Annotated in this window: 16 protein-coding genes and 3 tRNA genes; 8 read left to right on the top strand and 11 right to left on the bottom strand. The window is 72.9% G+C overall.

Features of this window, described 5'->3' with window-relative positions; genetic code table 11:
- Window positions 1–202 precede the first annotated feature (202 nt).
- A complete protein-coding gene (locus ACFYW1_RS09270) occupies window positions 203–1,582 on the top strand; it encodes an acyl-CoA synthetase (RefSeq protein ID WP_388990150.1) in 1,380 nt (459 codons plus the stop codon).
- Window positions 1,575–2,954, top strand: a complete 1,380-nt coding sequence (locus ACFYW1_RS09265) for a carboxyl transferase domain-containing protein (RefSeq protein WP_388989449.1) — start codon at window positions 1,575–1,577, stop codon at window positions 2,952–2,954. Before ACFYW1_RS09270 ends, ACFYW1_RS09265 begins: the two co-directional genes overlap by 8 nt.
- Before the next feature lie 37 nt (window positions 2,955–2,991).
- Here the strand turns inward: ACFYW1_RS09265 and ACFYW1_RS09260 are convergent, their stop codons facing one another.
- The 5 genes from ACFYW1_RS09260 to ACFYW1_RS09240 all read right to left on the bottom strand — a co-directional run bounded on the left by ACFYW1_RS09260 (window position 2,992) and on the right by ACFYW1_RS09240 (window position 7,618).
- The gene (locus ACFYW1_RS09260) at window positions 2,992–4,257 is read right to left on the bottom strand and encodes an MFS transporter (protein ID WP_388989446.1); all 1,266 of its coding nucleotides are present in this window, start codon (window positions 4,255–4,257) and stop codon (window positions 2,992–2,994) included.
- A gap of 117 nt (window positions 4,258–4,374) precedes the next feature.
- Window positions 4,375–6,159: an ABC transporter ATP-binding protein gene (locus ACFYW1_RS09255; protein ID WP_388990148.1), complete on the bottom strand. Its 1,785-nt coding sequence runs from the start codon at window positions 6,157–6,159 to the stop codon at window positions 4,375–4,377.
- 1,000 nt (window positions 6,160–7,159) lie between these two features.
- Window positions 7,160–7,233 (bottom strand) — tRNA-Ile (locus ACFYW1_RS09250).
- A 234-nt stretch (window positions 7,234–7,467) separates the two neighbouring features.
- Window positions 7,468–7,540 (bottom strand) — tRNA-Asn (locus ACFYW1_RS09245).
- A gap of 5 nt (window positions 7,541–7,545) precedes the next feature.
- Window positions 7,546–7,618, bottom strand: a tRNA-Asn gene (locus ACFYW1_RS09240).
- A gap of 202 nt (window positions 7,619–7,820) precedes the next feature.
- Here ACFYW1_RS09240 and ACFYW1_RS09235 point away from each other — a divergent pair.
- From ACFYW1_RS09235 to ACFYW1_RS09220, 4 genes are all read left to right on the top strand, one after another.
- The gene (locus ACFYW1_RS09235) at window positions 7,821–8,123 is read left to right on the top strand and encodes a YtxH domain-containing protein (protein ID WP_388990146.1); all 303 of its coding nucleotides are present in this window, start codon (window positions 7,821–7,823) and stop codon (window positions 8,121–8,123) included.
- Window positions 8,124–8,198: 75 nt separating this feature from the next.
- Window positions 8,199–9,644, top strand: coding sequence for an FGGY family carbohydrate kinase (locus ACFYW1_RS09230; RefSeq protein ID WP_388989443.1), 1,446 nt, complete (start codon window positions 8,199–8,201; stop codon window positions 9,642–9,644).
- A gap of 198 nt (window positions 9,645–9,842) precedes the next feature.
- A complete protein-coding gene (locus tag ACFYW1_RS09225; protein WP_388989440.1) occupies window positions 9,843–11,576 on the top strand; it encodes an ABC transporter ATP-binding protein in 1,734 nt (577 codons plus the stop codon).
- The gene (locus ACFYW1_RS09220) at window positions 11,576–13,507 is read left to right on the top strand and encodes an ABC transporter ATP-binding protein (RefSeq protein WP_388990144.1); all 1,932 of its coding nucleotides are present in this window, start codon (window positions 11,576–11,578) and stop codon (window positions 13,505–13,507) included. Before ACFYW1_RS09225 ends, ACFYW1_RS09220 begins: the two co-directional genes overlap by 1 nt.
- Before the next feature lie 66 nt (window positions 13,508–13,573).
- Here ACFYW1_RS09220 and ACFYW1_RS09215 read toward each other — a convergent pair whose 3' ends face one another.
- The 4 genes from ACFYW1_RS09215 to ACFYW1_RS09200 all read right to left on the bottom strand — a co-directional run bounded on the left by ACFYW1_RS09215 (window position 13,574) and on the right by ACFYW1_RS09200 (window position 19,897).
- Entirely contained in the window at window positions 13,574–14,707 is a 1,134-nt protein-coding gene (locus ACFYW1_RS09215; RefSeq protein ID WP_388989437.1) for an RNA polymerase sigma factor, read from the bottom strand.
- 191 nt (window positions 14,708–14,898) lie between these two features.
- The gene (gene dnaG / locus ACFYW1_RS09210) at window positions 14,899–16,809 is read right to left on the bottom strand and encodes a DNA primase (RefSeq protein ID WP_388989434.1); all 1,911 of its coding nucleotides are present in this window, start codon (window positions 16,807–16,809) and stop codon (window positions 14,899–14,901) included.
- Between the two features lie 125 nt (window positions 16,810–16,934).
- Window positions 16,935–18,194, bottom strand: coding sequence for an NAD(P)/FAD-dependent oxidoreductase (locus ACFYW1_RS09205; RefSeq protein WP_388989431.1), 1,260 nt, complete (start codon window positions 18,192–18,194; stop codon window positions 16,935–16,937).
- 380 nt (window positions 18,195–18,574) lie between these two features.
- On the bottom strand, window positions 18,575–19,897 hold the full coding sequence (locus ACFYW1_RS09200; RefSeq protein ID WP_388989428.1) for a deoxyguanosinetriphosphate triphosphohydrolase: 1,323 nt from the start codon (window positions 19,895–19,897) through the stop codon (window positions 18,575–18,577).
- A gap of 163 nt (window positions 19,898–20,060) precedes the next feature.
- Here ACFYW1_RS09200 and ACFYW1_RS09195 point away from each other — a divergent pair, with 163 nt between their 5' ends.
- The gene (locus ACFYW1_RS09195; RefSeq protein ID WP_388990142.1) at window positions 20,061–20,768 is read left to right on the top strand and encodes a vancomycin high temperature exclusion protein; all 708 of its coding nucleotides are present in this window, start codon (window positions 20,061–20,063) and stop codon (window positions 20,766–20,768) included.
- A gap of 75 nt (window positions 20,769–20,843) precedes the next feature.
- Here ACFYW1_RS09195 and cutA read toward each other — a convergent pair whose 3' ends face one another.
- Window positions 20,844–21,185: a divalent-cation tolerance protein CutA gene (gene cutA, locus ACFYW1_RS09190; RefSeq protein ID WP_388989425.1), complete on the bottom strand. Its 342-nt coding sequence runs from the start codon at window positions 21,183–21,185 to the stop codon at window positions 20,844–20,846.
- 159 nt (window positions 21,186–21,344) lie between these two features.
- Complete coding sequence (locus ACFYW1_RS09185; RefSeq protein WP_388989422.1) at window positions 21,345–21,971, bottom strand: NADPH-dependent FMN reductase; 627 nt, start codon at window positions 21,969–21,971, stop codon at window positions 21,345–21,347.
- A gap of 217 nt (window positions 21,972–22,188) precedes the next feature.
- Between ACFYW1_RS09185 and ACFYW1_RS09180 the strand changes: the two genes are divergently transcribed.
- Entirely contained in the window at window positions 22,189–26,439 is a 4,251-nt protein-coding gene (locus ACFYW1_RS09180) for an AAA family ATPase (protein WP_388989419.1), read from the top strand.
- Window positions 26,440–26,473: the final 34 nt, after the last annotated feature.

The raw sequence follows: 26,473 nt of genomic DNA, 5'->3' as shown, positions 1-26,473 counted from the left end.
GCGGGCCCCGGAACCGCCGGGCGGGTCCGCCCGTCCCGCGCGCCCGCGCACGCGCTCCGGCCGGGGGCGTGTGCGCGGCGTCACGGAACGTACGACGGGTCGTGGGGACCGCCGTCTCGCTAGGGTGCGGTGGGTGACTCCTCTTCTGTCTGTGCCGTCCGACGGTTCGACCCGGGAAGCCGTCCGATTCGGCGAACACGCCATGACCTACGACCAGTTGGCCGCCGCTTCCACCGCGCTCGCCGGGCGTCTCGCGGGTGCCGGACGGGTCGCCGTATGGGCCACGCCCACCCCCGCGACGGTGGTCGCCGTCGTGGCCGCGCTGCGGGCCGGGGTGCCCGCGGTGCCGCTGAATCCGAAGACGGGCACCCGCGAACTCGCCCACATCGTGGCCGACAGCGCCCCGGCCGTGGTGCTGGCCGGGGCTGACGACACGCTCCCGCCGGTGCTCGACGCGCTGGACCGCATCGACGTCGACACGGCCGGCGGGGGCCCGCGCGCCGACTTCCCCGAGCCCTCCCCCGAGTCCCCCGCCCTGATCGTCTACACCTCCGGCACCACGGGCCCTCCCAAGGGGGCGGTGCTGCCGCGCCGCGCGATCGCCGCGTCGCTCGACGCGCTGGAGGACGCCTGGCGGTGGACCGGGGACGACGTGCTGGTCCACGCCCTGCCGCTGTTCCATGTGCACGGCCTGATCCTGGGCGTGCTCGGGCCGCTGCGCCGGGGCGGCTCGGTGCGGCACCTGGGCCGGTTCAGCACCGAGGGGGTGGCCCGGGAGCTGTCGTCCGGCGGCACCATGCTCTTCGGCGTGCCGACGATGTACCACCGGCTCGCCGAGGCCCTCGACGGCGCGGCGCCGGGCGCGGACGCGCTGGCGAAGGCGCTGGCCGGGGCCCGGCTGCTGGTGTCCGGCTCGGCCGCGCTGCCGGTCCACGACCACGAGCGGATCGCGGCGGCGACGGGCCGCCGGGTCATCGAGCGGTACGGCATGACGGAAACCCTGATGAACACCGGCGTGCGGGCCGACGGCGAACCGCGTCCCGGCACGGTCGGCGCGCCCCTGCGCGGCGTCGAACTCCGGCTGGTCGAGGAGGACGGCACCGTCCTCGCCGACCCCGGCGCCATCGGCGAGATCCAGGTACGCGGCCCGAACCTCTTCATCGGCTACCTGAACCGCCCCGACGCCACGGCCGCCGCACTCACCGCGGACGGCTGGTTCCGCACCGGCGACATGGCCACCCGCGACCCCGACGGCTACGTGCGGATCGTCGGCCGCAAGGCCACCGACCTGATCAAGAGCGGCGGTTACAAGATCGGCGCCGGAGAGATCGAGAACGCGCTGCTGGAGCACCCCCGGGTCCGCGAGGCCGCGGTCACCGGCGAGCCGGACCCGGACCTGGGCGAGCGGATCGTCGCCTGGGTGGTGCCGGCCGACCCGGCCGCTCCTCCGTCCGCCGACGAGCTGGCCGACCACGTGGCCGCCCAGCTGTCCCCGCACAAGCGCCCCCGCACGGTCCGCTACCTGGACGCGCTGCCCCGCAACGACCTCGGCAAGATCATGAAGAGGTCGCTCCATGCCTGAGCGGCTGACGGCGAGGGCGGCGATCGCGGCGCTCACCACGGAGTTCGAGGAGCTCACCGGCAACGGCCCCGGCGGCGTCGACGGCACCGGGGACGGGCCGCTGTCCTGGCGCGGGTACGCGGACTCCCGGGCCCGCGCCGCCGCCCGTACCGGCGAGGCCGAGTCCGTCGTGCACGGCCTCGCCACCGTCGGCGGGCAGCGCTGCGTCCTGGTCTCGTTCGAGTTCGGCTTCCTGGGCGGCTCGCTGGGGCAGCGCACCGGGGACCGGCTGGTGGCCGCGTACGAGGCCGCCCGGACCCGGTCGCTGCCGCTCGTCTCGCTCATCGCGACGGGCGGCAGCCGGATGCAGGAGGGCATGGTCGCCCTGACCCAGCTCCAGCGGGTGGCCGGGGCCTCGGCGCGGCTGCGGGCGGCGGGCCCCGCGCAGCTCGCGGTGGTGCGCGACCCGACGACCGGCGGCGGCTGGGCCACGCTGGGCGCGGGCGCCGACGTGATCCTGGCGCTGCCGGGCGCCCAGGTCGGGTTCGCCGGTTCCCGGGTGCGGCCCGCCGACGCCGACCCCCACGCGTACACCGCGGAGGGGCAGCTGGCCGCGGGCCAGATCGACGCGGTCGTCGCGCCCGGGGAGCTGCCGGGGACGGTGGCCGGCTGGCTGCGGGCGCTCGCCCCGCAGTCCGCGTCCCGGCCCGCCCCGGTGCCGGACGCCCTGTCCGCCACCGGTCTCCCGGCGACCGGCTGGGACGCGGTCCGGCAGGCGCGTGCCGCGTCCCGGCCGCGCGCCGAGGCGTATCTGGACGCGTACTTCGAGCACCGGCTCCCGCTGCGCGGCGACCGCTGCGGGGGCACGGACCCGGGGCTGCTGTGCGGTTTCGGGCGGCGCGAGGACCGCTCGGTGGCGTACGTCGCCCAGTGCGGCACCGCGACCCGCCCGGCCGGTTACCGCACGGCGGCCAGGGTGATCCGGCTGGCGGACCGGCTCGGCGTGCCCGTGCTCACCCTGATCGACACCCCGGGCGCGGCGAACGACGCGGCGGCGGAGCGGGCCGGGGCGGGCGCCGCCATCGCCGACGCGTTCGCGGCCGTGGCCGCGGCCCGGGTGCCCCTCACCACCCTGGTGATCGGCGAGGGCGGTTCGGGCGGCGCACTGGCGCTGGCCTCCCCGGAGAACACCCATGTCACCCGGGACAGCTACTTCTCGGTCATCGCCCCGGAACTGGCGGCGGCGATCCTGAAGCGCCCGCCGGAGGAGGTGCGGGCCACGGCGGACCAGCTGCGGCTGCGCCCCCAGGACCTGGTGGAGCTGGGCTTCGCCCGCTCGGTGGTGGGACCGGCGCCGGACGGAGGCGGGAACGGGGGCGCGTCGCGGGGGTGAGACGCGGGCGGGGTGGTCCCCCTCCCGTCCAGCGGCGTCACGGCTGCGGGTTCTGCGCGTCGTACCGTGCGAACCCGCGCCACCGCAGCCCCAGCAGGGTCACGGCGACGACACAGGCGATGCCGCCCCCGGTCACCGCCAGGCCGGGCGAGGCCAGGTCGGCGACCGATCCGGCCAGGAAGTCGCCGAGCCTGGGCCCGCCCGCCACGACGACGATGAACACGCCCTGGAGCCGTCCTCGCATCTCGTCCGGCACGGCCGCCTGGAGCATGGTGTTGCGGAAGACCATCGACGTGTTGTCCGCGCACCCGGCGAGCGCCAGGAAGATCAGCCCGAGCCAGAGCTGACGGGTCAGTCCGAAGACCGCGACGGCCGCGCCCCAGCCGGCCACGGCCAGCAGCACCGCGAGGCCGTGGCGCCGGACGCGGCCCAGCCATCCGGAGAACACCCCGCCGAGCAGCGCGCCCAGCGCGGGGGCGGCGACCAGCAGACCGGTGGTCTTCGCGTCGCCCCCGTACCAGAGGACGGCGACGACGGGGAACAGCGCCCGGGGGTGGGCCAGCACCATGGCGCACAGGTCGGTGAAGAAGGTCATCCGCAGATTGGGCCTGGTCCCCAGGAAGCGCAGCCCGTCCGCGACCGACGCCCGCTTGTCCCCCGAGCCCTCCTCGCGCTGCGGCAGCATCGCGGGCAGCCGCCACATCGCGTACAGCGAGGCGGTGAAGGTGATCACGTCGACGGTGTACGCGGCCCGGTAGCCCCACCAGCCGACGACGAGGCCGCCGAGCATCGGTCCGGCCAGCATGCCGGTGGTGCTGGTCATGGAGTTGAGGGCGTTCGCCGCGGGCAGCTGCTCGGCCGGCAGCAGCCGGGCGATCATCGAGCTGCGGGCCGGTGCGTTGACCGCGAAGCAGGCCGCCTGGAGGGCCACGACCGCGTACAGCAGGCCCACCTGCTCCACCCCGGCGACGGCGGCGGCGAGCAGGACGAGGGAGAGCGCGAACGAGCCGGACGCGCTGACCAGCCCCAGCTTGCGCCGGTCGAGGGTGTCCGCGACGGCGCCGCCGTACAGTCCGAAGACGACGAGCGGCAGGAACGAGCAGAAGCCGATGAGTCCGACCGAGAAGGCCGATCCGGTGATGTCGTAGACCTGGAGCGAGACGGCGAGCGACGTCATCCCCTGCCCGACCCAGGAGACCGTGTTCCCGAACCAGAGCCGCCGGTAGTCGGGAGAGGTCCTCAGCGGCGTCAGGTCGGCGAATATGCGGGTGCGGCGGGCGGGTCCTTCGGTCGTTTCGGTCACAGCGGATGGTAACGAGCGGTGTCCCGGCCGCTGCCGGGCACGGCCCGTTTCCGGCCGCGGGGCCCGCCCGGTCCGTCGGCGTCCCGCGGCGGCCGGCCCGTCGGGGGGTACGGTCCCTCAGCTCCAGTGGACTCCTGACGGTTCGGCGGACCGGGGCCCGGCCCCGTCGTGCTGCCGGGCGCGACGTTCGAAGAGCGTGGCGTACAGGCCGCTGTTGCCGAGGAGCTGGGCGTGTGTGCCGGACTCCACCAGCCGCCCCTCGTCCAGGACCAGGACGCGGTCGGCGTCCGCGGCGAGGGCCAGGTCGTGGGTGATCACGATGGTGGTGCGGCCGCGGGCCAGTCGCCGCAGCGGGGTGAGGATGCGCCGGGCGGCCAGCCGGTCCAGCCCGGTGGTGGGTTCGTCGAGCAGGAGCACGGGGGCGTCGCGCAGCATGGCGCGGGCGATGGCGATGCGTTGCAGCTGGCCGCCGGACAGCCGGGGGGTGCCGGTGGATATGACGGTGTCATACCCATCCGGCAGGGCGCGGATGAACGCGTCGGCATCGGCGGCCCGCGCGGCCTCCACGACGTCGTGGTGGCTCGCGTCCGGGCGCCCGCAGCCGATGTTCTCCTCGATGGTGTCGTGCAGCACGAGCGTGTCCTGGGGCAGCAGCGTGATGTTCCGGCGCAGGTGGGTCAGCGGCAGCCGGTCCGCGGAGACGCCGTCCAGCCGGATGCTGCCGGAGTCGGGGTCGTAGAACCTCAGCAGCAGCGCCGCCAGGGTCGACTTGCCCGCACCGCTGGGCCCGGTGATGACCAGGAGTTCCCCGGGGCTCGCGGTGAACGAGAGGTCCCGGAGCACCGGTTCGGCGCCGTTGGGGTAGCGGAAGAAGACGTGGCACGCCTCCACCTCGCCGAGTGCCCGGCTCCGGGGCGGCTCGGGCACGGAGGAGGCCGGGTCGGTGACGGCGGGCCGGGAATCGAGGATCTCCAGCAGTCGTTCGGCTCCCGCGGTCGCCGCGGTGGCGGTCAGGCCGAGCTGTCCCAGCGAGCGGATCGGCGGGTAGAGGTAGCCGATGAAGGCGGCGAAGGCGAGGAGTTCCCCGAGGGTCATCCGGCCCGCGGAGATCTCCCACGCCCCCAGGCCGATGATGGTCAGGACGCAGAGCGTTTCGAGGACCTCGACGAACTGCTCGTAGAACTCGGTGAGGCGGACGGCCTTCACGGCGGTCCGCAGCCGTACCCGCGCCTTGTCCGCGAGCCGCTTCTCCTCGTCCTGCTGCCGGTTGTACGCCTGGGTCATGACGACGTTGACCAGCGTCTCCTCGACCACCGCCGTGATGGCGCCGTCCGCCGCCCGGCCGCGCCGGGACACCGCGCGCAGCGGCCCGGCGAACCGGCCGGTGACGATCAGGAGCAGCGGGACCATGAGGAAGGTGGCGAGCGCCAGGTCCCAGCGCAGCATCAGGGCGGCGCCGGCGTAGAAGATGGTGCCGAACAGGGCCGAGGCCGTGCCGACGATGCCGGAGACCACCAGGGCCTCGATGGCCTCCACGTCGCCGGTCAGCCGTTCCACCAGGTCGCCGCGGCGGTTGCGCTGGAAGAAGTGCGGCGGCAGCGTCTGGATGTGGCCGAAGACGCGGGCCCGCAGCCGCAGGACGAAGCGTTCGGCGGTCCAGGCCGCGAGGGAGCTGCCCAGGTACCCCACCACGGCACCGGTGACCGCGACGGCGAGCCACTGGCCGGCGGGTTTCCAGAAGGCACTGACGTCGCCCCGTTGCAGGGCGGTGTCGGTGAGTTCGGCGAAGAGCAGGACCGTGATGGTCTCGGCGAGGGCGGCCAGGACGGCGCACACGAAGACCACGATCAGCCAGCGCCGGTCTCCTCTGGTCAAGGGCCAGAAGCGCCGGAACGCCATCATGATGCTGATGGGGTCGGTGCGGATCGGAATGTCCGTCACCGAGTCCTGGGGCGGCTCTTCGGTGCGGGCCGGACGCTGGAGTGAACTGCGAAGGCGCATGGGCGTCACGTCACAGAGGTACTGGGGGTCATGGACCGTCGCCGTGGACGGCGGGGCCGCGGCGCTCCCCCGCGGGCACGGGCCCCAAAAACACGAAGCGGACCCGCGCGATGCGCGCGAGCCTGCCTCGTACCAGGTTTGGCGTCAGGGAAGGGGGGTCAGCAACCCCACCCACGTCCACGGCCGCCATAGCCGTAGTCGTAGTCGTCATAGCCGTAGTCACGGAATCCGCGTCCACGTCCACGTCCGTATCCACGTCCGCGTCCGTATCCACGTCCGCCTCGACCGCGGCCCCTGTCCCTGTGGTCGAAGATGCTGCGTACGTTCATCTTCGTCTCCTTCGGAGGATGCTGTGCCACTCCTTGCTTCTGCAGCGGCACTTCCGACACTACGTCCACCCCCTACGACCAACAAGTCGTACAAGCCACAATCAGCATTAAAAGTCGTGAAACGTCACATTCCATCGGAGAGTTACCCATTGATGACTCTCCGAGCACCACTGCGGGCGGCACGCCCCGCCCCTTCCCACGCGCTTCGCACGGCCCGCGACGCCGCCCGGCCGCGGACGGCGGGACGCCCGGAGCGCGGGGCCGTCACGACGCCCGCGGCGGCCCGGACGGCTCCGGCCGCCGGGCGCTCGCGGCGCGGCCGGTGAAGTCCGGCGCACCCATCGGAAGTTGGCACACCGTCGCATGTGCCGCCGGGCGGCCCCGGCCGAAGTGCCCGTACCCGCCCGGCTCCTCCCCCACGGGCCGCGACGTCCCACCCGCGGGCCGCCCCGGACCCGCGGGCCCGCCGGACACCGGGCAGCCCCCCGCCCCGGGCAACGCAAAAGGCCCCCAGCAGACTGGGGGCCCTTATGTTTCACCAGGTCAGAACGATTCTGCCAGGGGAACTTCGGTGGGGCGGGTGGGACTCGAACCCACGGCCGACGGATTATGAGTCCGCTGCTCTAACCGGCTGAGCTACCGCCCCTTTTCGGCGTGGCGCGTACAAGTGTGCGCGCCGTCTGCCGCAGCATAGCCGGTCATACGATCTCTCGCTCCGGATGGTCGGCTTCGCCTGACCATGAGGACCGCGCCGACGGCTGCCCGGTTCCGGAAGGGGCGAAACAGACCTCGAAAGAGTCACATGCACCCCCCACGCATCACGGCGCCGAACGGCGACGGGCATGCGAAAGAGGACCCCGTGGGGCCCTCTTCCGTTCCGCTCCCCCGACTGGACTCGAACCAGTAACCCTCCGGTTAACAGCCGAATGCTCTGCCAATTGAGCTACAGGGGATCGCGCTCCCCCGACTGGACTCGAACCAGTAACCTGCCGGTTAACAGCCGGCTGCTCTGCCAATTGAGCTACAGGGGATTGCTGCATGTGCACCGAACCCTACCTGCCTGGCGGATGCCGGGCGGCGCGCGTTCGCTGCGACACATACATTAGCGCAAGCAGGGGGGTGCTTTGCCAATCGGTATCCCCGGGGTGATCTCCGGCGCCGTCCGGCAGCCGGACGGCACACGTCCGGCACACGTCGCACGAGCGTCGCACTGAGCAAGGAAGGGTGACAGCCATGCGGTACCGGCTCACGTTCATCGCCGGACTGGCCCTCGGATACGTGATCGGGACACGGGCCGGGCGCGAGCGCTACGAACAGATGAAGGAATCAGCGCGCCGGTTCGCCCGGAACCCGGCCGTGCGCAACACCGCCGAGTCCGCGGCGCAGAACGGCCGGCAGATGGCCGGAAAGGCGTACCACGCGATGAGCGACAAGGTCGGCGCCAAGGTGCCCGCCCCGGTCGCCGAGCGGATGCGCTCGCTGCGGGACCGCGCCCGCGACGGCGCCGAGGACGACTGGGGCACCTCCAACACCTGAGGCCCCGGGGCCGCTCGCGACGATGCCGCGTCATCCGGTACGGAAACGCTCCGGTGGTGCGGCAGAATCTTGTGCATGGGGATAGTCGCGGGCTTGGACAGCTCTTCCGCCTTCACGCACATCGTCGTCTGCGATGCGGACACCGGCGCCGTACTGCGCCGGGGGTACGCCGCGCACCCCGTCGACCCGAAGGCCACCGAGGTCGACCCGCAGGGCTGGCTGCTCTCGCTCGGCGAGGCCGCCGGCGGCGGGCTGCTGGAGGGCGTGCAGGCCATCGGCGTCTCCGCGCAGCAGCACGGCCTGGTGCCGCTGGACCAGCAGGGCAATCCCGTACGACCGGCGCTGGTCGGCAACGACAAGCGGGCGCAGGCCGCCGCCGCGGACCTGATCGACCTGTTCGGCGGGCGGCAGTCCTGGGCCGAGGCGGTCGGCTCGGTGCCGCAGGCGGCGCAGCCGGTGGCGAAGCTGCGGTGGCTGGCGCGGACCGAGCCGGAGGCGGCGCAGCGGGTGGCCGCGGTGCTGCAGCCGCACGAATGGCTGGTGTGGCAGCTGCTGGGGCGCCCCGCCCGGCGGACCACCGACCGGGGCGCCGCCTCCGGCACCGGCTACTGGTCGGCGGGCAGCGGCTCCTACCGGCCCGATCTGGTGGAGCTCGCGCTCGGGCACCGGGCCGCGCTGCCCGAGGTGCTCGCCCCCTCCGGGACCGCCGGGACGACGCCCGAGGGGCTGCTGATCTCCGCGGGGACCGGCGAGACGATGGCCGCGGCGTTCGGGCTCGGGGTCGGGGTGGGCGACGCGGTGGTGTCGCTGGGCGCCTCGGGCTCGGTCATGGCGGTGCACCACGAGGCGCTGTCCGACCCGGCCGGGATGATCACGTCGTTCGCGGACGCCACCGGGATGCACCTGCCGGTGGTGCACACCTCGAACGCGGTGCGGGCGCTGCGCGGGACCGCCGAGATGCTCGGCCTGGAGAACATCGAGGAACTGTCCGCGCTGGCGCTGAAGTCGACGCCGGGCGCCTCCGGGCTGGTGCTCCTGCCGTACCTGGAGGGCGAGCGCACCCCGCACCTGCCGCACACCGCGGGGACGCTGTGCGGGCTGCGGCGCGAGTCGATGAAGCCGGAGCACCTGGCGCGGGCCGCGTTCGAGGGGATGCTGTGCTCGCTGGCCGACGCGCTCGACGTGCTGCGCGGCCGGGGCGTCGAGGTGCGGCGGGTGTTCCTGCTGGGGGCGGCGGCCGAGCTGCCCGCCGTGCAGGGGCTGGCGCCCGCGTTCTTCGGTACGCAGGTGGTCGTGCCGCAGCCCGCCGAGTACGCGGCGCTGGGCGCGGCCCGGCAGGCGGCCTGGGCACTGGGCGCCTCGCAGGGCACGGTCGATCCGCTCGTCCCCCCGGCCTGGCAGGGTGCCGCGGCGCAGGTGCTGGAGCCGGGCGAGGAGCTGGCGGTCGGACAGGCGGTGCGCCAGCAGTACGTGACGACCCGGGACCGGATCCATCCGGGAGCGTTCGACGCCGCGCGCTGAGCACGCTCCGAGCGCGCGCGGGCGCGGTGGAACCGGGGGTGCGGCACCCGGTGGGACCGGGCGCGCGGCGGGGCTCCCACCGACTGTGTACTCGGTCTTTTTTTTGACCTGGTCTTGAGTAAAATTACTCGCAGTCGCGGCCGACGGTGCCGGAAAATGGGTCGACTCCCGCACTCTGCCGACACCCGAGAGACACGCGTGCTCATAAAACTCCTGCGGGCCCATCTCGGTCCGTACAAGAAACCCATCGTGCTGCTGGTCCTCCTCCAGCTGCTGCAGACCTGTGCCAGCCTCTACCTCCCCACCCTGAACGCCGACATCATCGACAACGGTGTCGTCGAGGGGGACACCGGCTACATCCTCGAATTCGGCGCCATCATGATCGCCGTCAGCATCGGCCAGGTGGTCTGCAACATGGGGGCCATCCACTACGGCGCCCGTACCGCGTCCGCGCTCGGCCGCGACGTGCGGGCCGCGGTCTTCGACCGGGTCCAGTCGTTCTCGGCACGCGAGCTCGGGCGGTTCGGGGCACCGTCGCTGATCACCCGTACGACCAATGACGTCCAGCAGGTCCAGATGCTGGTGCTGACGACGTTCACCCTCATGGTGTCGGCCCCGATCATGTGCGTCGGCGGCATCGTCATGGCGCTCGGCCAGGACGTCCCGCTGTCCGCGGTGCTGCTCGCGGTGGTGCCGGTGCTGGGCATCTCGGTGAGTCTGATCGTGAAGCGGATGCGTCCGCTGTTCCGCACCATGCAGGAGCGGCTCGACACGGTGAACCGGGTGCTGCGCGAGCAGATCACCGGCAACCGGGTCATCCGCGCCTTCGTCCGCGACGAGTACGAGGAGAAGCGCTTCCGCGGCTCCAACACCGAGCTGACGGACGTGGCGCTGGCCACGGGCCGGCTGATGGCGCTGATGTTCCCGACCGTGATGACGGTCGTGAACGTCTCGTCGATCGCGGTGCTCTGGTTCGGCGCCCACCGCATCGACAGCGGGGGCATGGAGATCGGCGCGCTGACCGCCTTCCTCGCCTATCTGATGCAGATCGTCATGTCGGTGATGATGGCCACCTTCATGTTCATGATGGTGCCGCGCGCCGAGGTGTGCGCCGAGCGCATCCAGGAGGTCCTGGAGACGGAGTCGAGCGTGGTCCCGCCGGTCGCGCCGGTCCGCGAGCTGCGCGCCCGCGGCCACCTGGAGGTGCGCGGCGCGGACTTCCGCTACCCGGGCGCCGAGGAGCCGGTGCTGCGGTCGGTGGACCTGCTGGCCCGCCCCGGCGAGACCACCGCGATCATCGGGTCGACGGGCAGCGGCAAGTCGACGCTGCTGGGGCTCGTGCCGCGGCTGTTCGACGTGACGGACGGCCAGGTGCTGGTGGACGGCACGGACGTGCGGACGCTGGATCCGGCCCTGCTGGCGAAGACCGTGAGCCTGGTCCCGCAGAAGCCGTACCTGTTCTCCGGGACGGTCGCGACGAACCTGCGGTACGGGAATCCGGACGCGACCGACGAGGAGCTGTGGCACGCGCTGGAGGTCGCCCAGGCCAAGGAGTTCGTCGAGGGCCTGGAGCACGGCCTGGACGCGCCCATCGCGCAGGGCGGCACCAATGTCTCCGGCGGGCAGCGGCAGCGGCTCTCCATAGCCAGGACGCTGGTGCAGCGGCCGGAGATCTATCTCTTCGACGACTCGTTCTCGGCCCTGGACTACGCGACCGACGCCGCGCTGCGGGGCGCGCTGGCGCGGGAGACCGCCGACGCGACCGTGGTGATCGTGGCGCAGCGCGTGTCCACCATCCGCGAGGCCGACCGGATCCTGGTGCTGGACGAGGGCCGGGTCGTCGGCTCCGGCACCCATCACGAACTGATGGCCGGCAATGAGACGTACCGGGAGATCGTGCTCTCCCAGCTGACGGAAGCGGAGGCCGCGTGATGGCCGGTCCTGGCGGACGCATGATGGCGGGCGGGGCGCCGACCGACCGTTCCATGGACTTCAAGGGGTCCTCGAAGCGGCTGCTGAGGCGTTTCGAGGCGGAGCGGCTCTCGCTCTACGCGATGCTGGCGGCCTGCGCGGTGAGCGTCACCCTGTCGGTGATCGGGCCGAAGATCCTCGGCCGGGCGACCGACCTGGTCTTCGCCGGGTTCATCGGCCGGCAGATGCCGGAGGGGGCGACCAAGGAGGAGACCATCGCGCGCATGCGCGCGGGCGACAGCGGCCTCGCCGACATGCTGTCCGGGGTGGACTTCGTGCCGGGGCACGGCATCGACTTCGGCGCGGTGGGCGACGTGCTGCTGGTGGCGCTGGCGATCTACGTCGGTGCCGGGCTGCTGATGCTGGTGGCCACCCGGCTGTCGATCCGGATCATCAACCGGGTCGTGTTCCAGCTGCGCGAGGACATCCAGACGAAGCTGTCGCGGCTGCCGCTGTCGTACTTCGACCGGGCCCAGCGCGGCGAGGTGCTCAGCCGGGCGACGAACGACATCGACAACATCTCGCAGACGTTGCAGCAGACGATGGGCCAGCTCATCAACTCCCTGCTCACCATCGTCGGCGTCCTGATCATGATGTTCTGGGTCTCGCCGCTGCTGGCCCTGGTGGCCCTGGTGACGGTGCCGCTCTCGGTGGTCGTGGCGACGAAGGTCGGCAAGCGCTCGCAGCCCCAGTTCGTGGAGCAGTGGAGGGTCACGGGCAAGCTCAACGCCCACATCGAGGAGATGTACACCGGGCACACCCTGGTGAAGGTCTTCGGGCGGCAGGCGGAGTCCGCGAAGGACTTCGCCGAGCAGAACGAGGCGCTGTACGAGGCGAGTTCCAAGGCCCAGTTCAACAGCGGGATCATGCAGCCGCTGATGATGTTCATGTCGAACCTGAACTATGTGCTGGTCGCCGTCGTCGGCGGGCTGCGGGTCGCCTCGGGCGCGCTGTCCATCGGTGACGTGCAGGCGTTCATCCAGTACTCGCGCCAGTTCTCGATGCCGCTGACCCAGGTCGCCTCGATGACGAACCTGGTGCAGTCGGGCGTCGCGTCGGCCGAGCGGATCTTCGAGCTGCTGGACGCCGAGGAGCAGGGCGCCGACCCCGCGCCCGGCAAGGGCGAGCGGCCCGGGAAGCTGCGGGGCGGGGTCTCGCTGGAGAAGGTGTCGTTCCGCTACGACCCGGACAAGCCGCTGATCGAGAACCTGTCGCTGGACGTCGAGCCCGGCCACACGGTCGCGATCGTCGGCCCGACCGGCGCCGGAAAGACCACCCTGGTCAATCTGCTGCTGCGGTTCTACGAGGTGACCGGCGGGCGCATCGCGCTCGACGGGGTGGACGTGGCGAAGATGTCGCGCGACGACCTGCGCCGGTCGATCGGCATGGTCCTCCAGGACACCTGGCTGTTCGGCGGCTCGATCGCGGACAACATCGCCTACGGCGCCTCGCGCGAGGTCACCCGCGAGGAGATCGAGGAGGCGGCGCGGGCGGCCCACGCCGACCGCTTCATCCGTACCCTCCCGGACGGCTACGACACGGTGATCGACGACGAGGGCACCGGGGTCAGCGCGGGTGAGAAACAGCTGATCACGATCGCCCGCGCGTTCCTGTCCGACCCGGTGATCCTGGTCCTCGACGAGGCGACCAGCTCCGTCGACACCCGGACCGAGGTGCTGATCCAGAAGGCGATGGCGCGCCTCGCGCACGGCCGCACGAGCTTCGTGATCGCGCACCGGCTCTCCACGATCCGGGACGCCGACGTCATCCTGGTGATGGAGAACGGCTCGATCGTCGAACAGGGCACGCACGAGGAGCTGTTGGCCTCCCGGGGCGCCTACGCCCGGCTGTACTCGGCTCAGTTCGCCCAGGCGGTCGCCGAAGTCGACTAGGGCCACCGCCCGTTCGGTCTTCGAGGGCCCGTGCCGCCACCCGGCGGCGCGGGCCCTCGCGCCGTCTCAGTCGAGGTAGCCGCGGAGCTGGTCGGCGAAGGCGTGGTCCCGCAGTTTGCCGAGCGTCTTGGACTCGATCTGGCGGATGCGTTCGCGGGTCACGCCGAAGATCCGGCCGATCTCCTCCAGGGTGCGGGGCCGCCCGTCGTCCAGCCCGTAGCGCAGCTGGACCACCTTCCGTTCGCGTTCGCCGAGCGTGGAGAGCACCGCTTCGAGGTGCTCGCGCAGCAGCAGGAAGGCGGCGGACTCGACCGGGGACGCGGCGTCGCCGTCCTCGATCAGGTCGCCGAGGGCGACGTCCTCCTCGCCGACCGGGGCGTGCAGCGAGACGGGTTCCTGGGCGAGCCGCAGGACCTCGCCGACCCGCTCCGGGGTGAGGTCGAGCTGGGCCGCGACCTCCTCGGCCGTGGGTTCGCAGCCGCGTTCCTGGAGCAGCCGGCGCTGGACGCGCACGACGCGGTTGATCAGTTCGACGACGTGCACCGGGACCCGTATGGTCCGCGCCTGGTCGGCGAGGGCGCGGGACATGGACTGCCGGATCCACCAGGTCGCGTACGTGGAGAACTTGTAGCCCCGGGTGTAGTCGAACTTCTCGACCGCCCTGATCAGCCCGAGGTTTCCCTCCTGGACCAGGTCGAGCATGGTCAGCCCGCGTCCGATGTAGCGCTTGGCGACGGAGACGACGAGGCGGAGGTTGGCCTCGATGAGGCGGCGTTTGGCCATCCGTCCCATGACCACCAGCCGGTCGAGGTCGACGGCCAGCCGGGTGTCGGGGTCCGGGGTGCGCGCGAGCCGTTCCTCGGCGAAGAGCCCGGCCTCGACGCGGCGGGCGAGCTCCACCTCCTCGGCGGCGCTGAGCAGGGGTATCCGGCCTATCTCCCGCAGGTACTGGCGGAGGAGGTCGGAGGAGGTGGTGCCGGTCTCCGGACGGTTCCGCGCCCCTTGTCCGGGCCCCGGTTCCGGTTCCGGGGCTTCGGACTCCTCCGTGAGCGCCTCCGGCGGTTCCTCGGCGAGCGCCTCGGGCGGGTCCGGCGGATCGACCGGTGCGGGCGGGGATCCCGCCGCGGCCTCCGGGTGCCGTGAGGCCCGGTGCTGCGCGGGGATGGCCGAGATGTGCTCGGTTTTGGTCCGGGTCTGCACGGGGGCGACCTCCAGGTGATCGCTGCCGGACCGCGGGTGCGGGCCACCGTTCGGTGGACCGGCCGCGTTCCGATGACTCAGGCACCGCCCTCAGTGTGGGGCACGACACATCTCCGTCACGAGGGGCGTGCGGGGACTTTCTGAGTCCGGTCCGTGACCGGGCGGTTACCCCGGGAGCACCCCGGGGGGCCTCAGAGCGCGGCGGCCCCGTGGCCGCGCAGGTTCTGGGCGTACTGCTGGAGGACCCAGACCTCGTTCTGCGCGGCGGCCAGGTGGTCCGGGGCGACGTTGCTGCCGAGCCGGGCCAGGCTGCTCTGGACGTCGGCGATCCGGCGGTCGACGGCGCGCAGCCGGACGTGGACGAGCTGCATGCCCGCGTAGGTCTCGTCGATGCTCTTGCCGTGGAAGACCTCGACGGCCAGTTCGGTGACGAGGTTGCGCACCGTCTCGTCGGGGGCCGCGTCGAGCACCCGGACCAGGTACTCGCGGCTGTCGGCGAGGCCCTGTTCGGCGCCGCCCGCCTCCTCGATGCACCGGCGCACGGCGGCATAGGGCGGGGCGGTGAACTCGTCGGCCCCGTAGGCGTCGAACGCGGGCGAGACCAGCTCGGGCTTCTGGAGGGCGAGCTTGAGCAGTTCGCGCTCGGTGCGGTGGGCCGGGCTGCGGAGGTTGAGCGCGGGGCCCGACGGGGGCGCGGGGGCCTGTGCCTCCTGGTGCTGTGCGCCGCCCCGCGCGGCGGGCCGGGCGCCGCCGCGCCGGTCGCCGCCCCGGCCGCGGGCCCACTGGGCGAGCTGGTTGACCCGGTGCACCACGTACTCCTGGTCCAGGATGCCGACGAAGCCGGCCAGCTGGACGGCGACCTCGCGCTGCACGCTGCCCGTCTTGATCTTGGCGACGACGGGCGCCGCCTCGTCGAGCGCGGCGGCGCGGCCCGCCGGGGTCTCCAGGTCGTACCTGGAGACGATCTGGCGGAGCGCGAACTCGAAGAGCGGGGTACGCGGCTCGACCAGGTCGCGCACGGCGTCGTCGCCCTTGACCAGCCGCAGGTCGCAGGGGTCCATGTTGTCCGGGGCGATGGCGATGTACGTCTCGGCGGCGAACTTCTGGTCGTCCTCGAAGGCGCGCAGGGCGGCCTTCTGCCCGGCCGCGTCGCCGTCGAACGTGAAGATCACCCGGGCGCTGCCGTTGTCCATCAGGAGCCGGCGCAGGATCTTGATGTGGTCGCCGCCGAAGGCCGTGCCGCAGGTGGCGATGGCGGTGGTGACCCCGGCGAGGTGGCAGGCCATGACGTCGGTGTAGCCCTCGACGACCACGGCCCGACTGGCCTTCGCGATGTCCTTCTTCGCCAGGTCGATGCCGTACAGCACCTGGGACTTCTTGTAGATCGCGGTCTCGGGGGTGTTGAGGTACTTCGGCCCGTTGTCGTCCTCGCGCAGCTTGCGGGCGCCGAAGCCGACGATGTCGCCGGAGGTGTCGCTGATCGGCCACATCAGCCGGCCGCGGAAGCGGTCGATGGGGCCGCGCCTGCCGTCCTGGGAGAGGCCGGAGGCGATCAGTTCCTTGTCGCTGAAGCCCTGGCCGCGCAGGTAGCGGGTGAGGTGGTCCCAGCCGGCCGGGCTGTAGCCGACGCCGAAGTGGGCGGCGGCGGCCTGGTCGAAGCCCCGCTCGGCGAGGAACTTCCGGCCGATCTCGGCCTCGGGGCTCTCCAGCTGCTCGACGTAGAACCGGGCGGCCGCCTTGTGCGCCTCGACCAGCCGGATGCGCTCGCCGCGCTGGTGGGAGGGGTTGTACCCGCCCTCCTCGTAGCGCAGGGTGATGCCCGCCTTGGCGGCGAGCCGCTCGACCGTCTCGGAGAACGAGAGGTGGTCGATCTTCATCACGAAGGCGATCGTGTCGCCGCCCTCCTGACAGCCGAAGCAGTGGAAGAGACCCTTGCTCGGACTGACCTGGAAGGAGGGGGACTTCTCGTCGTGGAACGGGCAGAGCCCCTTGAGGTTGCCACCGCCCGCGTTGCGCAGCTGGAGGTACTCGGACACGACGGCGTCGATCGGGACCGCGTCCCGTACCGCCTTCACATCGTCGTCATTGATCCTGCCTGCCACGGGTGAATTCTACGGGTGGGGGACGGACAGCCGGACCGCGCGGCACCGTGATCCGCGGAACCAGCCGGTCCGGTACGCCGGGCGCGGCCCGGGGGCCGGGCGGGGGCCGGCGTACCGGGCGCGGCTCAGCCCAGCGAGTCCAGCGGCACCGACGGGTCCGCCAGCGCGTCCGGGTCGACCTGCCGGCCGGACCTGATCAGCCCCTGCACGGTCTCGGTGACGTCCCACACGTTGACGTTCATGCCGGCCAGCACCCGGCGGTCCTTCAGCCAGAAGGCGATGAACTCGCGCTTTCCCGCGTCGCCGCGGATGACCACCTGGTCGTAGCTGCCCGGTGGCGCCCAGCCGGAGTATTCGAGGCCGAGGTCGTACTGGTCGGAGAAGAAGTACGGCACCCGGTCGTAGCTCACCTCCTGGCCGAGCATGGCGCGGGCCGCGGCGGGGCCGCTGTTCAGCGCGTTCGCCCAGTGCTCCACGCGCAGCCGGGCCCCGAGCAGCGGATGGGCCACGTTGGCGACGTCACCGGCGGCGAAGATGTGCGGGTCGCTGGTGCGCAGGGAGGCGTCCACGGCGATGCCGCCGCCGTCCGCGCGGGGGGCCATGGCGAGTCCGGCGGTCTCGGCGAGGGCGGTGCGGGGGGCGGCGCCGATCGCGGCGAGGACGTCGTGGGCGGGGTGCTCCTCGCCGTCGTCGGTGCGGACCGCGAGCACCAGGCCGTCCTGGCCGATGATCTCGGTGAGGCGGACGCCGAAGTGGAACCGGACCCCGTGGTCGCTGTGCAGGTCGGTGAAGATCTGGCCGAGTTCGGGGCCGACGACCTGGTGCAGCGGGGTCGGTTCCGGTTCGACGACGGTGACCTCGGCGCCGTATCCGCGGGCCGCCGCCGCGACCTCCAGCCCGATCCAGCCGGCCCCGGCGATCACCAGGTGGCCGTTGTCGCGGCCGAGCGCGGTCAGGACGTTGCGCAGCCGGTCGGCGTGGGCGAGGCGGCGCAGGTGGTGGACACCGGCCAGCTCCGTGCCCGGCACGGGGAGGCGGCGCGGTTCGGCCCCGGTGGCGAGCAGCAGTTTGTCGTAGTGGACGACGGTGCCGTCGCCGAGCCGTACGGAGCGGGCCGCCCGGTCGAGCGAGGTGACGGGCTGGCCCAGGTGCAGTTCGATCTCGGCGCCCGCGTACCAGGCGGTGTCGTGGACGAATACGCCGCTGCGGTCCTCCTTGCCGGACAGGTAGCCCTTGGAGAGCGGCGGCCGTTCGTACGGATGGTCGCGTTCGTCGCCGAGGAGGATCACCCGGCCGCTGAAACCCTCCGCCCGGAGGGTCTCCGCTGCCTTCGCTCCGGCCAGTCCTCCGCCGACGATGACGAACGTCCGATGTGCGTCGACCACTTGATGCCTCCTCGGTGCTTGCTTCGCGGCGCCGCCAACTGCGAGCGTCCCGCACGCAGCGTGATGACGAAAGAGGGTGTACCCCGATCAGGTCACCCCCAGTGGTCGGTCCCAGTCTGCGCCCGCGGCCCGCGGCCCGGGGTGCGGCTCGCAGGCGGGCCCGGGGGAAACGGTGACCGCCCCGGCCCGGCTGCGCCCGCACGCCGCGTTCTTCCCGGACTTCCTGACCCCGGGGCGGGGCGACACCGGTCCGGAGACCGGCATCGACCGGGTGCTGTCGACCCCGATGGCCGAACTGGACCGGGAGATCTCCATGCTCCACCCGCCGGGCCGGATGCCGGGCGGGGCGGCCGGTCGGCGGCGGGGGCCGCGGGGGCCGGTCAGCGGCGCAGGACGAGCGCGGCGTGCAGGGAGCGGGCCGACGCGTCGGTGAGGGCGGCGATCTGGTCGACCAGGACCCGCTTGCGGGCCCGGTCGTCGGGCGCGGCGTCGAACAGGGCCCGGAACTGCGGCTCCAGCCCCTTCGGGGCGCGCGCGGTCAGTGCGGCGGCCAGCTCGGCGATGACGATCCGCTGGTCGGCCCGGATCGCCTCCTGCTCGGCGCGCTGCATGACGTACCGGTCGGCGACCGCCTTGAGGACCGCGCATTCGTTGCGGGCCTCGCGGGGGACGACGAGTTCGGCGGCGTACCGGCCGAGGCGGCCCGTGCCGTACGCCTGCCGGGTGCCGCGCTCGGCGGCGAGGCAGAACCGGCCGATCAGCTGGCTCGTGGCGTCCTTCAGCCGGGCCTGGGCGACGGCGGTGCCGTCGTAGCCGTGCGGCCACCAGTCCTGGTCGACGAGCCGGTCGAGGGCCTCGGCCAGCTCCTCGGGGTCGGTGTCCGCCGGGACGTAGCGGCCGATGGCGACCGCCCAGATCTCGTCGCGCTCGGGCTCGGCGTAGAGGCAGCCGGGGTCGATGTGGCCGGCGTGCAGCCCGTCCTCGAAGTCGTGCACGGAGTACGCGACGTCGTCGGACCAGTCCATGACCTGGGCCTCGAAGCACGTGCGGTTCTCCGGCGCGCCCCTGCGGGCCCAGGAGAAGACCGGCAGGTCGTCCTCGTACACCCCGAATTTCGGTGAGCCGGGGTCGGTGGGGTGCGCGCCGCGCGGCCAGGGGTACTTGGTGGCGGCGTCCAGGGCGGCCCGGGTCAGGTTGAGGCCGACGCTGACCAGTTCGCCGGTCCGGGTGTCGGGCACGAAGCGCTTGGGTTCGAGCCGGGTCAGCAGCCGCAGCGACTGGGCGTTGCCCTCGAAGCCGCCGCAGTCCGACGCGAAGTCGTTGAGCGCCTGCTCGCCGTTGTGCCCGAACGGCGGGTGGCCCAGGTCGTGGGCGAGGCAGGCCGTCTCGACGAGATCGGGGTCGCAGCCGAGCGCGGCCCCGAGCTCACGGCCCACCTGGGCGCATTCGAGGGAGTGGGTGAGCCGGGTCCGCGGGCTGGCGTCCCAGGCGCGGCCGCGGGTGCCGGGGGTGACCACCTGGGTCTTTCCGGCGAGCCGGCGCAGCGCGGCGGAGTGCAGCACCCGGGCGCGGTCGCGCTGGAAGGCCGTGCGGCCCGGCCGTTTGTCCGGCTCGGTGTCCCAGCGCTCGGCGTCCGCCGGGCCGTAGGGGGTTGTGCGGTGGCCCCGCGTGTCGTCCGTGCCGTGGCCCTGCGTACCGTCCATGGTTCCGACAGTAGACGGCCGGTCCGGTGAACGGGCTCAGGCGGCCGCGCGGGCCGCCCGGCCGAACCCGTCCGTCCGATTCGCAACCCTTCGGGTCCGCCGCTCGTCCGATCAGGTGGGGGCGGCGGCCCCCGGCACGGCAGAAGAAGGGGCTCCCATGCGGATGAAACGGCCGGGACTGCGGTCGCTCGGGCGGTTGCGGCCGAGGTTTCCCCGGACGCGGCGCGGGCAGCGGCGGGCCGTGCAGGGGGTGATGCTCGCGTGCGTGGCCGCGCTGGCGCCCGCGACCTGGATGTACACCGTCGCCGACGCCCGCGTCAGGACTGTCGCGGACGCGCCCGCGCAGCAGGTGGCCGTGGTGTTCGGGGCGGGGCTGTGGCAGGGCAGGCCGTCGCCGTACCTGGCGAACCGGCTGCGGACCGCCGCCGAGCTGTACCGGGCGGGAAAAGTGAAGGTCGTGCTCGTGACCGGCGACAACAGCCGGAAGGAGTACGACGAGCCGGAGGCCATGCGCACCTTCCTCAGGGAGCGGGGCGTCCCGGACCGGCGGATCGTGAGCGATTTCGCGGGGTTCGACACCTGGGACTCGTGCGTACGGGCCAAGAAGATCTTCGGGGTCGACCGGGCGGTGCTGGTGAGCCAGGGGTTCCACATCCGCCGGGCGATCGCGCTGTGCCGGACCGCCGGTATCGACGCGTACGGCGTCGGCGTCGACGCCGTGCACGACGCGACCTGGTACTACGGCGGGACGCGGGAGGTGTTCGCGGCGGGGAAGGCGGCGCTGGACGCCGTGTTCAAGCCCGATCCCCACTTCCTGGGGCCGCGGGAGCCCGGGGTCGGCAAGGCGCTGGCGGCGGAGGGCGGCGAGTAGTCCCGTCCGCGCCACCGGGCCGTCCGCGCCACCGGGCCGTCCGCGCCTCCGTCCGTCCGTGCCGCCGGGCCGGTGTCACAGGGAGGTGAGCGGGGCGGTCCCGGCCGAGACCCAGGCGAGGTAGCGGGCGCTGCCCCGGAGGATCGGGATCGCGATGATCTCCGGGGTCTCGTAGTCGTGCGCGGCCTGGAGGTGCGCCTCCAGTTCGTCGTACCGCTCGGCCGTCGTCTTGAACAGCAGCTGCCATTCCTTCGCCGTCTCGATGGCGCTCCGCCAGTGGTAGACCGAGGTGACGGGCGCGGAGATCTGCGCGCACGCGGCGAGCCTCGCCTCCACCACGCCCCGGGCCAGGGCCTGGGCCTTCTCCTCGCTGTCCGTCGTGGTCAGTACGGTCAGCCATCCCGACGTCGTCGTCACTCTCGGCTCCTCGTGGGTCGGTCGCGGCCGGGCCGCCGCCCGGCGGCCCGGTCCCTGCCCCGATTGTCGTGCGGGAAACGGCCCGGCGCCGCGCGACCGGGACGACGGCCGGGTGCCGGACGACCGGACGACGGCCCGGCGCCCGGCCGTCGTCCGTGGTCAGTGGCCGTACGGGCGCACGGCCTTGGCGTCGCGCAGCGCGTGCCCCCACCAGACCAGCTGGTCGAGCAGCACCTTGGCCGCCGCGTCGCAGCCCGCCGGGTCCCGGTGCCGGCCCTCGTCGTCGAACAGGGCACCCGCGTTGTGGAAGGACACGGTCTCGCGGATGCCGACCGTGTGCAGCTCCGCGAAGACCTGCCGCAGGTGCTCGACGGCCCGCAGCCCGCCGGACACCCCGCCGTACGAGACGAACGCGACGGGCTTGGCCTGCCACTCCTCGCGGTGCCAGTCGATGAGGTTCTTCAGCGGGGCCGGGAAGGAGTGGTTGTACTCGGGGGTGATGACGACGAAGGCGTCGGCCGCCGCCAGCCTCGACGAGACGGCCGCGAGCCGGCCCTGTGCGTCGGGGTCGGGCCGGTGGGAGAGGGCGACCGGGAGGTCGAGCTCCGCGATGTCGACCACGTCGGTCTCGATGTCGGGGCGGTCCGCGACGCGGGAGAGGAACCAGTTGGAGATGACGGGGGCGAACCGCCCCTCGCGGTTGCTGGCGACGATGACCGCGACCTTCAGGGGCGCGGTGGAGCCTGTGGCGGAAACGGTGGACACGGGTGCTTGGGTGAGTTCCATGCGAAGAGACTCGTATGTCAACCATGGTTGAGGTCAAGCTCGTTCGGATCGGGCCGCGGGATTTCCCGTTCCTCCCCCTCATGGCCGGGTTGGCCGACAATCCGCCGAAACACGTGTTCCGCACGGAAGTTGTGCGTACCGTGATGCCCCGTAGAAGCCGGTTCGACGCGCACGACACATCGTCATGTCGCCGTCCGGGATCCGCGAGGGGCTGTCCATGGCTGTGTTACGGGGGAGCGACGCCCTGGAGGCGTCGCAGGCACGGGTGTACGCGGGCGACGGCAGGGTGGTCGGGGCCGGATTCCTGGTCGCCGGGGACGTGTTGTGCACCTGCGCGCACGTCGTCGCCAGAGCGCTCGGGCTGCCGGGGGCCGGGCCCGAGGAACCGCCCGAGCGGGTCGTCGAGGTCGACTTCCCCCTGGTCGCCGGGCATCCCCGGACACACGCGACCGTGGAGTCCTGGCGCGCGGGCGGTGGCGATGTCGCGCTGCTGCGGCTCGACGGGCCGGTCGAGGGCACCCGGCCCGCACCGCTGGTCGACGGGACGGACGTGTGGGAACACCCCTTCCGGACCATGGGGTTTCCCGTCGGCGCGGGGCACGGCGTCTGGGCCCACGGCACCCTGCGCGCCGGACTGGGGTCCGGCTGGGTGCAGATGGAGACCGAGGAGCCCGGTCCGCGTGTCGTGAAGGGCTTCAGCGGGGCGCCGGTCTGGGACGACGCGCAGAACGGCGTCGTCGGCATGACGGTCGCCGCCGACGTGGAGGAGCGCACCGCGTACCTGCTGCCCTCGGCCGATCTGGTCGACGAGGCGACGTTGGTGCCGCGTTGCCCGTTCCGGGGGCTGACCGCGTTCACCGAGGACGACGCCGAGTTCTTCCACGGCCGGGACGCCGACGCGGAGCGGCTGCTCGCCGCCGTCCGGGGGCGTTCCCTGACGCTGGTGGCCGGGCCGTCGGGGTGCGGCAAGTCGTCGCTCGTGAGCGCCGGGGTGCTGCCCCGCCTGCGGGCGGCCGGGGCGGGGGTGACGGAGCTGCGGCCCGTGCCGGGGGTGCGCCCCGCCGCGGTCGTCGCACGGGCGCTGGCCGGGGTGCTGGAGCCGGAACTGCGCGAGGTCGAACGCCTCGCGCGGGCCGAGGAGCTGGCGGACCTGCTGGAGGCGAACGGCGACTTCGCCGCCGAGCTGCGCGCCCGGGTACTGGCCCGGGGCGGGGGCACCGGCGGCCACGTCCTCTTCGTGGACCAGCTGGAGGAGTACGTGAGCGCCGGGCCCGATGCCGGCCGGACGCTCCTCGGTCTGCTGGACGGCCTGGCGGGCGGGGGCCTGCGGGTCGTCGCGACGGCCCGCCCCGGATCCCTCGACGCGCTGATCACGGCCGACACCTCCGACCTCGTCAGCGAGGCCGTCCGGTTCCTCGCACCGCTCGCCCCGGAGGACCTCGGGCGGGCGGTGACCGCACCGGTCGACGCCGTGCCCGGGCTGTGGTTCGAGGCGGGCCTGCCGGAGCGGATCGTCGCGGACGCGGGCGACGAGCCCGGCCGCATGCCGCTGGTCCAGTTCGCGCTGACCGAGCTGTGGCGGCGGCGCAGCCGGGCCATGCTCACGCACGCGGCGTACGACGGACTGGGCGGGGTCGCGGGCGCGCTGGTCGGCTCCGCCGACGACGCCTACGAGAAGCTGTCGAGGTCCGAACGGGACCTCGCCCGGCGGCTCTTCGTCCAGCTCGCCCGCCCGGGCGACGGCGACGCCTTCACCCGCAGGCCGACCCGTGCGGCCGACCTCGCCCCGGAACTCGTCGGGCTCGCGCGCAGGCTCGCCCCGGACAAGCTCGTCGTCCTCTCCCACGCGCCGGGCGGCGACGGGCACGAGGAGATCGTCGACCTGGCGCACGAGGCGCTGACCGTCCACTGGCCCCGCCTCCGGCGCTGGCTCACCGAGTCCCGCGACTTCCGCCTCTGGCAGGAACAGGTGCGCGCCGACCTGGACCGCTGGCGGTCCCAGCAGCGCGAGCCCGCCCGCCTCCTCAGCGGCACGGACCTGGCCGAGGCGGAACGCCGGCTGGTCGAGCACCCCGACCCGGAGGACATCCCGGCGGCCGAGCGGGAGTACGTCCGCCTCAGCAGGCGGCACGCGCGGCGCGGCGTCCGTCTGCGGCAGGCCGCCGTGACGGTGCTGGCCGCCCTGACCGCCCTCGCGGTCGTCCTGGTGTTCACCACGTACCGGAGCCTCCGGGACACCGAGCGGCAGCTGCGCACCCAGGCGGCCGGCCTCCTCGCCCAGACTTCGGAACAGCGCCCGCCCAACGACCCGGGCACGGCACTGCAGCTGGCCCTGGCGGCGTGGCACGCGGCGGACACCCCGCAGAGCCGGCAGGCGCTGGCGAACCAGTACGTGCGGGGGCAGTTCGTCACGGGCTCCCATCCGGCCCTGTGGAGCGGCAACGTCAGCGGCCTGGCCGCGAGCGACGACGGCCGGGTGCTGGTGGTGGAATCGGAGGTGTCGGGCGGTCGGTCGACGCTGACCGTGGTCACCGGTGCTCCGGGCGAGAAGCGCCGCGCGCAGGAACTCGCCGACGTCCCCGAGGGCGAACTGCGGGTCGCGATGAGCCCCGACGGGCGCTTTGTCGCGGCCACTGCCGGCGCCGGGGGTGTCCGCCTGTGGCGGACGGGCGGGGAAGACGCGAAGCGCCCCGCGGTCCTGACGAGCAGCCCCTACGAACTCCGCGGAGGCATGGACACGAGGCTGGACTTCAGCAGCGACAGCAGACGGCTCCTCCTGGGGATCATCCCCGCCGAAGGATGCGTCACCGCCGGGAACCGGTGCAGCAAGTCCCTCGTGGACGTGTGGGGGACCGATCCCGACGACGGGTCGCGGGCGACCCATCGGATCGCGCTGGGGAAGAGCCTGGGCGATGTGGTGTTCACCTCCGACGCGGACTCCGTGGCGGTCATTCCCGCTCCCGGGGAGGGCGAGGGAACCGTGGACGTGCGGGACCTCTCGTCCGGACGTCTGCTGTACTCCAGGAACGTGACCGCTTCGGGGCACGCGAGGTTCCGGGAGGGCGGAAACCTCGTCGCCCCCGACAAGGGCCAACCCGGAAAGGCGCTGGAACTCGGCCGGACACCGGGGCGTACGTACGAGGCGTCCAGCGCTTTCCAGTACGACGTCACCGAGCGCTACACCTACGACATGGTGACCGTCGAACCGGGCACGGGTGCGGAGCTGGAGTACGTGGAGCTCCTTCTGCTCGACGTACGCGGCAGCCACACGTACTACACCCGCATTCCCAGTGCCGGCTTCGGGAACTGGCCGGAGATCGCCGTGGTCCCGGGGAGGGGAAAGGAGCCGACGGTCCTGGCGGCCCTGGGGTCGACCCTGCTGGAGACCCGGGTCGAACCGGCCGGCGGAGAGCGCCTCCGGCCCGGCCAACTGGACGAGAGCGTGGAGACGCTGTCTCCGGACGGAAGGCTCCTCGCCCGTGTGGCGGACGGCCGGATCAATGTCCTGGACACTTCCCGCCGCGAACGGATTCGGTCCTTCCGCCTCCCCCGGCCGGTCCGGTCGAGGGGTTGGGCGGCGAAGTGGACCGCGGCATGGACCGCCGACTCCCGGCGGCTGGTGGTGTGGGGTGACAACGGCCGGCTCCTCCGTTCCCATTCGATGGACGACACCGAGTCCCCAGCCACTCCCCTGAACGACGTGCTGCCGGACTTCGACCGGGTCGAGGCCGTGGTCGGCGTCGGCGGCAGCGAGATCGCCGTCGTCTCCGCCGACGCCCGGCTGGCACGGGTGGACACCGCCACCGGGAAGGTGACGACGCGGCCCTTCCCGATCCACCGGGACGCACGTGACGGTGACAACGGGGACGTCCACTTCGGAGACATCCAGCTCGTCGCACGACCGAAGCATCCCGGGCAGGTCGCAACGGCGACGTTCGGTTCCACCATCGGGCGCAACGCGGTCCTGCTGTGGGACCTGCGCGGCTCCCGACTCGTGACCGCGCTGCGCGGGATGCCCGTCACCACGGCGCCACTCAGCGCCCGGTACCCCGCGTCGTTCGCCTTCGACCCGGCGGGCACGCGCCTCGCGGTCGTCAGCACCGATTCCCGGACAAGGGTCTGGAGCGTACCGAGCACGAAGCCGGTCGCACCGCCCGTGCCGTGGAAGACGGAGGACCAGCTCGCCGCCCTGACGGCGGACGGGCGCGTCGTCGCCTTCCGCGACAAGCGCCTCCACTTCATCGACCCGGAGGAGAGCGGGAACAACCTGTCGATGCCGATACCACCGGGCCTGCTCCACCTCGACGGGCACCGTCTGACCGTCGAGTCGAAGGGCGTGAAACAGCGCTTCGACCTGCGTCCCGAGGCACAGTTCCGGGCGCTCTGCGACGCCGCCGGGCGGGACTACACCGCCGCCGAACGCAAGCTGCTGCCCGAGGGCACGCCCGGCGAACCGCCCTGTTCCTGACCGCATCACGCGCACACCGGGAACCGCCCCGACC

The sequence above is a fragment of the Streptomyces sp. NPDC002669 genome, assembly GCF_042889165.1.
Taxonomy (GTDB): Bacteria; Actinomycetota; Actinomycetes; order Streptomycetales; family Streptomycetaceae; genus Streptomyces.
This window is presented reverse-complemented; position numbering and strand designations above follow the sequence as displayed.

Excerpts from the sequence above, each read along its gene's own strand:
- ACFYW1_RS09185 (WP_388989422.1), bottom strand. The coding sequence starts at position 21,971 with ATGGAACTCACCCAAGCACCCGTGTCCACCGTTTCCGCCACAGGCTCC.
- ACFYW1_RS09180 (WP_388989419.1), top strand. The coding sequence starts at position 22,189 with ATGGCTGTGTTACGGGGGAGCGACGCCCTGGAGGCGTCGCAGGCACGG.
- ACFYW1_RS09230 (WP_388989443.1), top strand. The coding sequence starts at position 8,199 with ATGGGGATAGTCGCGGGCTTGGACAGCTCTTCCGCCTTCACGCACATC.
- ACFYW1_RS09200 (WP_388989428.1), bottom strand. The coding sequence starts at position 19,897 with ATGGACGGTACGCAGGGCCACGGCACGGACGACACGCGGGGCCACCGC.
- ACFYW1_RS09235 (WP_388990146.1), top strand. The coding sequence starts at position 7,821 with ATGCGGTACCGGCTCACGTTCATCGCCGGACTGGCCCTCGGATACGTG.
- ACFYW1_RS09265 (WP_388989449.1), top strand. The coding sequence starts at position 1,575 with ATGCCTGAGCGGCTGACGGCGAGGGCGGCGATCGCGGCGCTCACCACG.
- ACFYW1_RS09195 (WP_388990142.1), top strand. The coding sequence starts at position 20,061 with ATGAAACGGCCGGGACTGCGGTCGCTCGGGCGGTTGCGGCCGAGGTTT.
- ACFYW1_RS09270 (WP_388990150.1), top strand. The coding sequence starts at position 203 with ATGACCTACGACCAGTTGGCCGCCGCTTCCACCGCGCTCGCCGGGCGT.
- ACFYW1_RS09255 (WP_388990148.1), bottom strand. The coding sequence starts at position 6,159 with ATGATGGCGTTCCGGCGCTTCTGGCCCTTGACCAGAGGAGACCGGCGC.
- ACFYW1_RS09220 (WP_388990144.1), top strand. The coding sequence starts at position 11,576 with ATGGCCGGTCCTGGCGGACGCATGATGGCGGGCGGGGCGCCGACCGAC.